The organism is uncultured Pelagibacterium sp. (genome assembly GCF_963972885.1).
Taxonomy (GTDB): domain Bacteria; phylum Pseudomonadota; class Alphaproteobacteria; order Rhizobiales; family Devosiaceae; genus Pelagibacterium; species Pelagibacterium nitratireducens.
Genome location: NZ_CAXAXY010000016.1, coordinates 35,978 through 42,739 on the forward strand (window position 1 = coordinate 35,978; position 6,762 = coordinate 42,739).

At 61.9% G+C, this 6,762-nt stretch carries 9 protein-coding genes; 8 read left to right on the forward strand and 1 reads right to left on the reverse strand.

Annotation, left to right across the window (positions count from 1 at the left end; translation table 11 throughout):
- Positions 1 to 22 precede the first annotated feature (22 nt).
- The 8 genes from gluQRS to AACZ55_RS04845 all read left to right on the forward strand — a co-directional run bounded on the left by gluQRS (position 23) and on the right by AACZ55_RS04845 (position 5,247).
- Positions 23 to 880, forward strand: a complete 858-nt coding sequence (gluQRS, locus tag AACZ55_RS04810) for a tRNA glutamyl-Q(34) synthetase GluQRS (protein WP_339643683.1) — start codon at positions 23 to 25, stop codon at positions 878 to 880.
- A 168-nt stretch (positions 881 to 1,048) separates the two neighbouring features.
- A complete protein-coding gene (locus AACZ55_RS04815) occupies positions 1,049 to 1,246 on the forward strand; it encodes a twin transmembrane helix small protein (protein WP_338608966.1) in 198 nt (65 codons plus the stop codon).
- Positions 1,247 to 1,385: 139 nt separating this feature from the next.
- A complete protein-coding gene (locus tag AACZ55_RS04820) occupies positions 1,386 to 1,976 on the forward strand; it encodes a cob(I)yrinic acid a,c-diamide adenosyltransferase (RefSeq protein WP_338608968.1) in 591 nt (196 codons plus the stop codon).
- Positions 1,977 to 2,072: 96 nt separating this feature from the next.
- On the forward strand, positions 2,073 to 2,945 hold the full coding sequence (locus tag AACZ55_RS04825) for a GGDEF domain-containing protein (protein ID WP_339643687.1): 873 nt from the start codon (positions 2,073 to 2,075) through the stop codon (positions 2,943 to 2,945).
- 249 nt (positions 2,946 to 3,194) lie between these two features.
- On the forward strand, positions 3,195 to 3,599 hold the full coding sequence (locus tag AACZ55_RS04830; RefSeq protein WP_339643690.1) for a hypothetical protein: 405 nt from the start codon (positions 3,195 to 3,197) through the stop codon (positions 3,597 to 3,599).
- Between the two features lie 294 nt (positions 3,600 to 3,893).
- Positions 3,894 to 4,574, forward strand: a complete 681-nt coding sequence (locus AACZ55_RS04835; RefSeq protein WP_339643693.1) for a rhomboid family intramembrane serine protease — start codon at positions 3,894 to 3,896, stop codon at positions 4,572 to 4,574.
- Between the two features lie 279 nt (positions 4,575 to 4,853).
- Positions 4,854 to 5,042, forward strand: coding sequence for a YjfB family protein (locus AACZ55_RS04840; protein WP_339643696.1), 189 nt, complete (start codon positions 4,854 to 4,856; stop codon positions 5,040 to 5,042).
- A 13-nt stretch (positions 5,043 to 5,055) separates the two neighbouring features.
- On the forward strand, positions 5,056 to 5,247 hold the full coding sequence (locus AACZ55_RS04845; RefSeq protein WP_339643699.1) for a hypothetical protein: 192 nt from the start codon (positions 5,056 to 5,058) through the stop codon (positions 5,245 to 5,247).
- Positions 5,248 to 5,585: 338 nt separating this feature from the next.
- Here the strand turns inward: AACZ55_RS04845 and AACZ55_RS04850 are convergent, their stop codons facing one another.
- The gene (locus AACZ55_RS04850) at positions 5,586 to 6,623 is read right to left on the reverse strand and encodes an HD domain-containing phosphohydrolase (protein WP_339643702.1); all 1,038 of its coding nucleotides are present in this window, start codon (positions 6,621 to 6,623) and stop codon (positions 5,586 to 5,588) included.
- Positions 6,624 to 6,762 lie beyond the last annotated feature (139 nt).

The window sequence follows — 6,762 nt, forward strand, 5'->3', positions numbered from 1 at the left end:
CAAAGAGGATTTTCTGTCGGTCATGTCATTGCCATCTCGCACTATTTTCCGCTTCGCGCCAAGCCCGAACGGGCTGTTGCATCTGGGGCATGCCTATTCGGCGCTCTATACCCAACATTGGGCCAGAGCGCCGGGTGGGGTGTTTGTGCTGCGGATCGAAGACATCGATATCGCGCGGTGTCGACCCGAATTTGTCGAAGCGGTTTTTGTTGATTTACAATGGCTTGGGCTTGAATGGTCCGAGCCGGTGCGGCGGCAGTCGGAGCATTTTTCCGACTATCTGGCGGCCGCGGATGCCTTGCGGAGCAAGGGTTTGCTCTATCCGTGTTTCTGTTCGCGGGCCGAGATCCGGGCGGCGAGCGATGGGCGGGTCGATCCGGATGGGGCGCCGATCTATCCGGGGACCTGCCGACATCTTTCGGGGGGCGAAAGGCTGGAAAAACTCGAGTCCGGGGTGCCGGTGCAATGGCGTCTGGATATGGGGCAAGCCCTTGAAGAAAAAAAGGAATTTGTGATCCGCGAAGCGATGCCTGACCCCTCTTGCGCGGTGATCGAGCGGCCGGCCGAGCCCGGGCGGTGGGGGGATGTGGTGATCGTGCGCAAGGATACCCCGACCAGCTATCATCTTTCGGTGGTGGTCGACGATGCCATCCAAGGCACAACGCATGTGACCCGGGGAATGGACCTTTATGCCTCGACCGATATTCACGTTGTTTTACAAAAGCTTATGGATTTGCCGAGCCCGGTCTATACCCATCATCGGTTGATTGTCGGGGCGGACGCGGAAAAGCTATCCAAGTCCAAAGGGTCGGAAAGCCTTGCCGGGTTGCGGGCGCTGGGGATTGCGCCCGAGGACATCAGGGCGCAGTTTTCGTTTTGAATTTTAGCCCAAACAATGGCGCGAAAATCTATGGACTTGTGTGTTCGGGACCACAACATTTGCAATGATTGCCGCGATGGGTGTAACGGGGCGACAAAATGGGGCATGACCCGATAGCGATGCGGTGTCGTAGACACGCGTATCGATCCATTTTTTGAAAGCGATCCCATGCAAACTTCCCTCAACATCGTGATCGTTCTGGCCGTCGCTGCGGTGGCGGTCATTTTGGGCATGGGGCTTTACAACATGTTCAAGGGCGGGTCGGGCAACACCAGCCAGAAGCTGATGCGGGCCCGCGTCATCATGCAAGCTATTGCTGTGGCGCTTTTGATGGCGGCATTGTATTTCTTCGGTCCTCAACGCTGAGCAGGGTGAGGATGGGCTGCAAACGGCAAACCGCTGCGCTTCCGGTGCTCACGTATCTCAAATACGCTCCGCTCCGGTTCTCACGGTTTACCGCTTTCGCCTCATCCTGACCCCGCTTGGACATCCCAGGTATTTTCTGATGGTCAAGCTCAACAAGATCTACACAAAGACCGGCGATGACGGCACGACCGGGCTGGTGGACGGGCCGCGGCGGGGCAAGGACGATCTGCGGGTCGAGGCCTATGGCACCGTGGACGAGGCCAATGCGGCGATCGGGCTGGCGCGGCTTTCCACCAAGGACATGGCGCGGGTCGATCATGCGCTGGGGCGGGTCCAGAACGATCTGTTCGATCTGGGGTCCGATCTTGCAACGCCCGGTCCCGACGAGGATCGTTCCTACAAGGCCCTGCGGGTGACGGCGCGGCAGGTGGAATGGCTCGAGGGCCAGATCGATGCGTTCAACGAAGTGCTCGAGCCACTCACCTCGTTCGTGCTGCCCGGCGGCACACCGCTTTCGGCGGCGCTGCATCTGGCGCGCACCATAACGCGGCGGGCCGAGCGGGTGTGCGTTGCAACGCGGCGGGCCGAGCCCGATCTCAACCCCGAAGCGATCCGTTATCTCAACCGGCTCTCGGATCTGCTGTTCGTTCTGGGCCGGGTGGCCAATGGCAATGGCAGCAAGGACGTCCTGTGGGAGCCGGGGCGCAATACGGGCACCGAAAAAAGCTGAATGGTTGCCATGCGCCCGGCGGGGATGGCCGACATCACGATCTTGCCCTATAGACCGGGCAAAACCCGAGCAGGCAACGAGAACGGACGCCGGACCTTGAAATTCTATTCGCATATGGCGTCGCTGAAATGGCCGGCAAGCTTTCAGGGCAAGATCTTTCTTGTCTGCTTTGTTTCGACCCATATCCCGCTGCTCTCGCTGTTGGCGTTTTTTGCGGTGCGATCGGAGGTGGGCGGGAGCCTGCCGGTGCTGGCGATCGCGACACTGGCCACGCTTTTGGGCACGGGACTGGCCTTTGTGGCCATGGCGGCGATGATGGAGCCGATCCGGCGCTCGTCGCTGGCGCTGTCCGATTATCTCGAGCGTGGCGATTTTCCCGACCTGCCGACAGGCTATGGCGATGAGGCCGGGTTATTGATGACCAACGTACAGCGGGCGGTGGCCACCATCGACCGGCAGGTGGGCCGGCTGGCCGATGTGGCGCTGACCGACGACATGACAGGGGCACGCAACCGGCGCTGGCTCAACGCATACGGCATCCCCATGTTCGAGGACTACAAAAAGGCGGGCAAGAGCTTTGGCCTGCTGGTCATCGATCTCGATAAGTTCAAAGCCATCAACGACACCCATGGGCACACGGTGGGCGACCAGGTGATCCTGGCGACCGCCGACATCATAAGAGCCAATATCCGGGAGACGGACCATCTGGTGCGAACGGGCGGTGACGAGTTCTGCGTGCTCATGCCGTCGGCCGGCGGCAGCGATGTGGCGCTGGCGGCCGAACGGTTGCGCAAGGCGGCGGGGCAATCGCTGCGCGGGATCGGGCTCGACCAGACGGTGACGGTGAGCATCGGGGCGGCCAATCTGCACCGGCAGGACAGTGGGTTCCTGGACACCTACAGGCGTGCGGACGCCTATCTCTACAAGGCCAAGCAGGACGGCCGGAACATGGCGGCGGTTGCGTCCTAGAGCCGTTCTGGATCTGACTGACTGAAATCCCTGGCTCCAAACCCTTGCTGCGCGTCCGAACCGCAAAACCGTTTCCATCCCACATCGCGTCGAGGACATGGTTTTGCCCGACACGTTCCAGGACCGGGCGCAACCGCCCGGTCAGCATCGATTTCTCCACTTTTCGCGATCGTTTTCGAGGCGTATTATCCGCGTTGGGGCGGCGGAGACTTCACGGGGAGGTCGGGCTTGCCCATGAGGGTTTGAAAAATGCCCAGGGTCTCACATCTTTTTTTCCAGAGCGGTATCGTCTTTCTCGTTATCGGCATCGGCATGGGGTTGCAGATGTCCATATCGGGCGTCCACAACGTGACCGGCGCCCACGCCCATCTCAACCTGCTCGGCTGGGTGACCAGCGCGCTGTTCGGCGGCTATTACGCGCTCAACCCCGCCAAGGCGGCAACGCGGCTGGCGATGGTGCATTATGGCGTCTATACGCTGGGTGTGGCCGTCATGGTCCTGGGGCTTTATTTCCTGCTCCAGGGCAATGCCAGCTTTGAGCCTCTTGTGGCGGGCGGTTCGCTCGTGACGTTCGCCGGGGTGCTGATCTTTGGCTACACGGTGTTTGCGCCGGCGCGCACCGCCTCACCAGCCCGGCCGATGCCGGCCGAGTAGCGGCCCTTCCGCAGCGGGGCGGACGAGCGGCTTTTCGCCCGGTGCACGAATGGCTATCCTTGGCGCCGATCCGAGAGAACGGGCCGGCGCCATGGGCTTTTGTTTTGGCGCGCGTTCCGGCGGCAAAAATGGTATCGGGTGGTCGGGAAGCGCTCGGGCACACCGAGCGTTAGAGCATTTCAGCGCTTCCTTGAATCGCTTCAATTGCTCTAAGTCTTTGTTTTGTCGCGTGTCCGAACCGATAAAGTGGTATCCACTTTATCTGGGCACGCTCTAAGACAGGGGACCACGACGATGTTTCTGCCGCTCTATGACAGCAACAAGATCGCCCATATCGAGCGGCCCTTCGTCAATTACGGGTTGATCGGGGTCAATATCGCCGTGTTCCTCATGCAATGGGCGGGCGGGCAGGACGGGCTCTATTTCGGCCAGATCACCTATGGGATGATCCCGGCGGTGGTCAGCGGAGCGGTCGAAGGCCCGGCGCCGTGGCTGCCCGATCAGGCGACGGTTTTCACCTATATGTTTTTGCATGCCGACTGGCTGCACCTGTTGTCGAACCTCCTGTTCTTGTGGGTATTCGGCGACAATGTCGAAGACGCCATGGGGCATTGGAAATATCTTGTCTTTTACCTTGCCTGCGGGGTGTTGAGCGGGCTGAGCCATCTTTGGCTTTTTCCCGATGCCATGGGGCCGCTGATCGGGGCATCGGGGGCGGTGGCCGGGATCATCGGGGCCTATCTCGTGCTTTATCCCAAGGTGCGGGTGTTCGTTCTCAACCGGCTGATCATCACCTTTCCTTTAGCGCTTCCGGCCTGGGCGGTGCTGGGCCTGTGGGTCGCGACACAGCTTTTCTATGTTTTTATCTGGGGCGATGACGGGGTGGCCTGGTGGGTGCATCTGGGCGGGGTCGTGGCCGGAGCGGTGCTGGTTCTGGTGTTCAAGCGGGGGGAGGTTGCGCTGTGGGGCGGGTAGGGAGTGGTGTCATCAGGCTGGCCATTAAGGCGCCAGGCTGACCTGCTCTCCGCGGTCATCCCGGGCGGAGACCCGGGATCCAGTAAGCGGCAGCGTGGTGACTCTCTCTCAGGTGCTGAGTGTACTGGGCCCCGGCTCAAGGCCGGGGTGACGGTGGTGGATTGGGGCGGCCAGGCAGTGTGTTTGGTCGGCAGGCGATGGTTAATCGGGGGTAAGGGTTTCTTAGGCGTGTCCCGCTAGAGTTGGACCCGAACGCAGAAGCGACAAGGATGGGCAAAGATGAGCGATATTGCCGCCACGGCGGTGGCCATGAAACAGGCCCAGACCGTTCAGACCGCCCAGATGCTGATGGTCAAAAAGCAGCACGAAATGGAAATGAGCATGATTTCCATGCTGACCGAGGCTGTCGAGAACGCCCCGGCGCCGGCCCCTGCCGGGATGGGGACCAGGGTCGACAAGCAGGCTTGAGCTGCGGCTGTTCATGCTGATCCGGCATTCTCCAGAAATCCTTTTGCACCGCATGGCCAGGATCGGGGCGGGGAGCCTTGAGGCCACGGCGGCGCTGATCGCCCGGGAGCGCGGGGCGATGATGATCGAAAAGACCATCGCGCGGCTCGATGCGCCCGTTGGGGCGGAGGCCGAAGCGACGCATCAGATCGACAAGAGCGCCTGAGGGCTTTTTCGCTGAGGGCGAGAGCGGGCCAGTTTTGCCCGCGCGGCGTTGTCATCCCGGGCGAAGACCCGGGATCCAGTAAGCGGCAGCGTGGCGGTTCTGTCTCGGGCACTGAGAGTACTGGGCCCCGGCTCAAGGCCGGGGTGACGGTGGTGGATTGGGAAAGGGAAGGACCGCTGGCGCTCGAGAACGGTTCGCGCTTGCCATCCTGGTGTTCGGCCGGCGCCGAACGGGTCCTAGAGTATTTCCGCTTTTCTTCGAATCGCGAAAATCCTCTAAGTTGTTGTTTCGTCGCGCGTCCGAACCGCAAAACCGTTTCCACTTTTGCTGGACGCGCTCTAGCGCGCTTCGACCGCTCCGCGCAGGGCGCGGACCAGGGCGGGTTCGAGTTTGCCGGCGGCGGACATGTCCTCGAGAATGGCCAGCGCTTGGGGCGGGCTCATGGCGGGCTTGTAGGCGCGGCGTTCGCTGAGCGCGCCATAGATGTCGCAGATGGTGACGATGCGGGTGAGATCGCCGATCTGGGAGGCCACGAGGCCATCGGGGTAGCCGCTGCCGTCGAGATATTCGTGGTGGCTGCGGACGGCGGCCAGAATATCGGTGCTCAGATTGGCGTGGGCCTTGAGGTAGTCGTAACCTTCGAGAGGATGGCGGGCGATCTGGGCGAATTCGGCGGGGGTGAGCTTGCCGGGCTTTTCGAGAATGGCGACGGGGATGGTGGCCTTGCCGATGTCGTGGAGGAGGCCGGCGGTGGTGAGTTTCGAGATATCGGCGCTGCTCATGCCCACTTTCTGGGCGAAATTGGTGAGAACGCCAGTGACCAGCAGGCAGTGCTGGTAGGTGCCCTGATGGTGAGCGCGCACGGTGTCGAGCCATTGGCCGAGCCCGTCGGTGCCGACGCTGTCAACGATGGTGTCGCTGGCTTCCGCCACGCTGGCCGAATCAAGGCCGGTGTTGGTTCGCAGCGCTTCAAAGGCGGTGCCCAAAGCCCGTGAGGCGGCCTGCGCCACGGCGGCGCTCGAGCTATCGAGCATTTCCTCAAGAGACTGACGCGCCGTTCTCGAGAGCAGGCGTTCGAGCCCATCGGCGGTCAGCGGCCGTGTTTCGGTGGCGTGGGCGCCCAGCACATTGGCCTGAACGATTTCGACGCGCCGGCCCTCGGCGACCAGGAAATAGCGGGGAATAGTGCGCTCAAGGGCGAGCAGGCTCTTTTTGAGACGGTCTATGGTGGCGGTGCTCGAGAGATCGGCGTCGACCAGTATGGCCGTATAGGGCGAGAGATCGATCGTGCCCAACGCGCTGAGCGGTTCGACCCGCGCGATCGCCGGCCAGCGGGCAGCCGGCGGCGAGGCCTCCAAAGGGCTGTCGGTGATCATCAAAACCGCGTCGCTCGAACTGGCCAAGCTGGTGATCCGCTGTTTCGCCGCCGCGGGTGGCGGCTCCTCCGCGATCAGTATGCGTCCGATCCCTCAATTTTTAGTAAGTAAAATTGCGGGAGGTGTCGCGGTCAGATGT

Excerpts from the sequence above, each read along its gene's own strand:
- AACZ55_RS04820 (WP_338608968.1), top strand. The coding sequence starts at position 1,386 with ATGGTCAAGCTCAACAAGATCTACACAAAGACCGGCGATGACGGCACG.
- AACZ55_RS04830 (WP_339643690.1), top strand. The coding sequence starts at position 3,195 with ATGCCCAGGGTCTCACATCTTTTTTTCCAGAGCGGTATCGTCTTTCTC.
- AACZ55_RS04815 (WP_338608966.1), top strand. The coding sequence starts at position 1,049 with ATGCAAACTTCCCTCAACATCGTGATCGTTCTGGCCGTCGCTGCGGTG.
- gluQRS (WP_339643683.1), top strand. The coding sequence starts at position 23 with ATGTCATTGCCATCTCGCACTATTTTCCGCTTCGCGCCAAGCCCGAAC.
- AACZ55_RS04835 (WP_339643693.1), top strand. The coding sequence starts at position 3,894 with ATGTTTCTGCCGCTCTATGACAGCAACAAGATCGCCCATATCGAGCGG.
- AACZ55_RS04850 (WP_339643702.1), bottom strand. The coding sequence starts at position 6,623 with ATGATCACCGACAGCCCTTTGGAGGCCTCGCCGCCGGCTGCCCGCTGG.
- AACZ55_RS04840 (WP_339643696.1), top strand. The coding sequence starts at position 4,854 with ATGAGCGATATTGCCGCCACGGCGGTGGCCATGAAACAGGCCCAGACC.
- AACZ55_RS04845 (WP_339643699.1), top strand. The coding sequence starts at position 5,056 with ATGCTGATCCGGCATTCTCCAGAAATCCTTTTGCACCGCATGGCCAGG.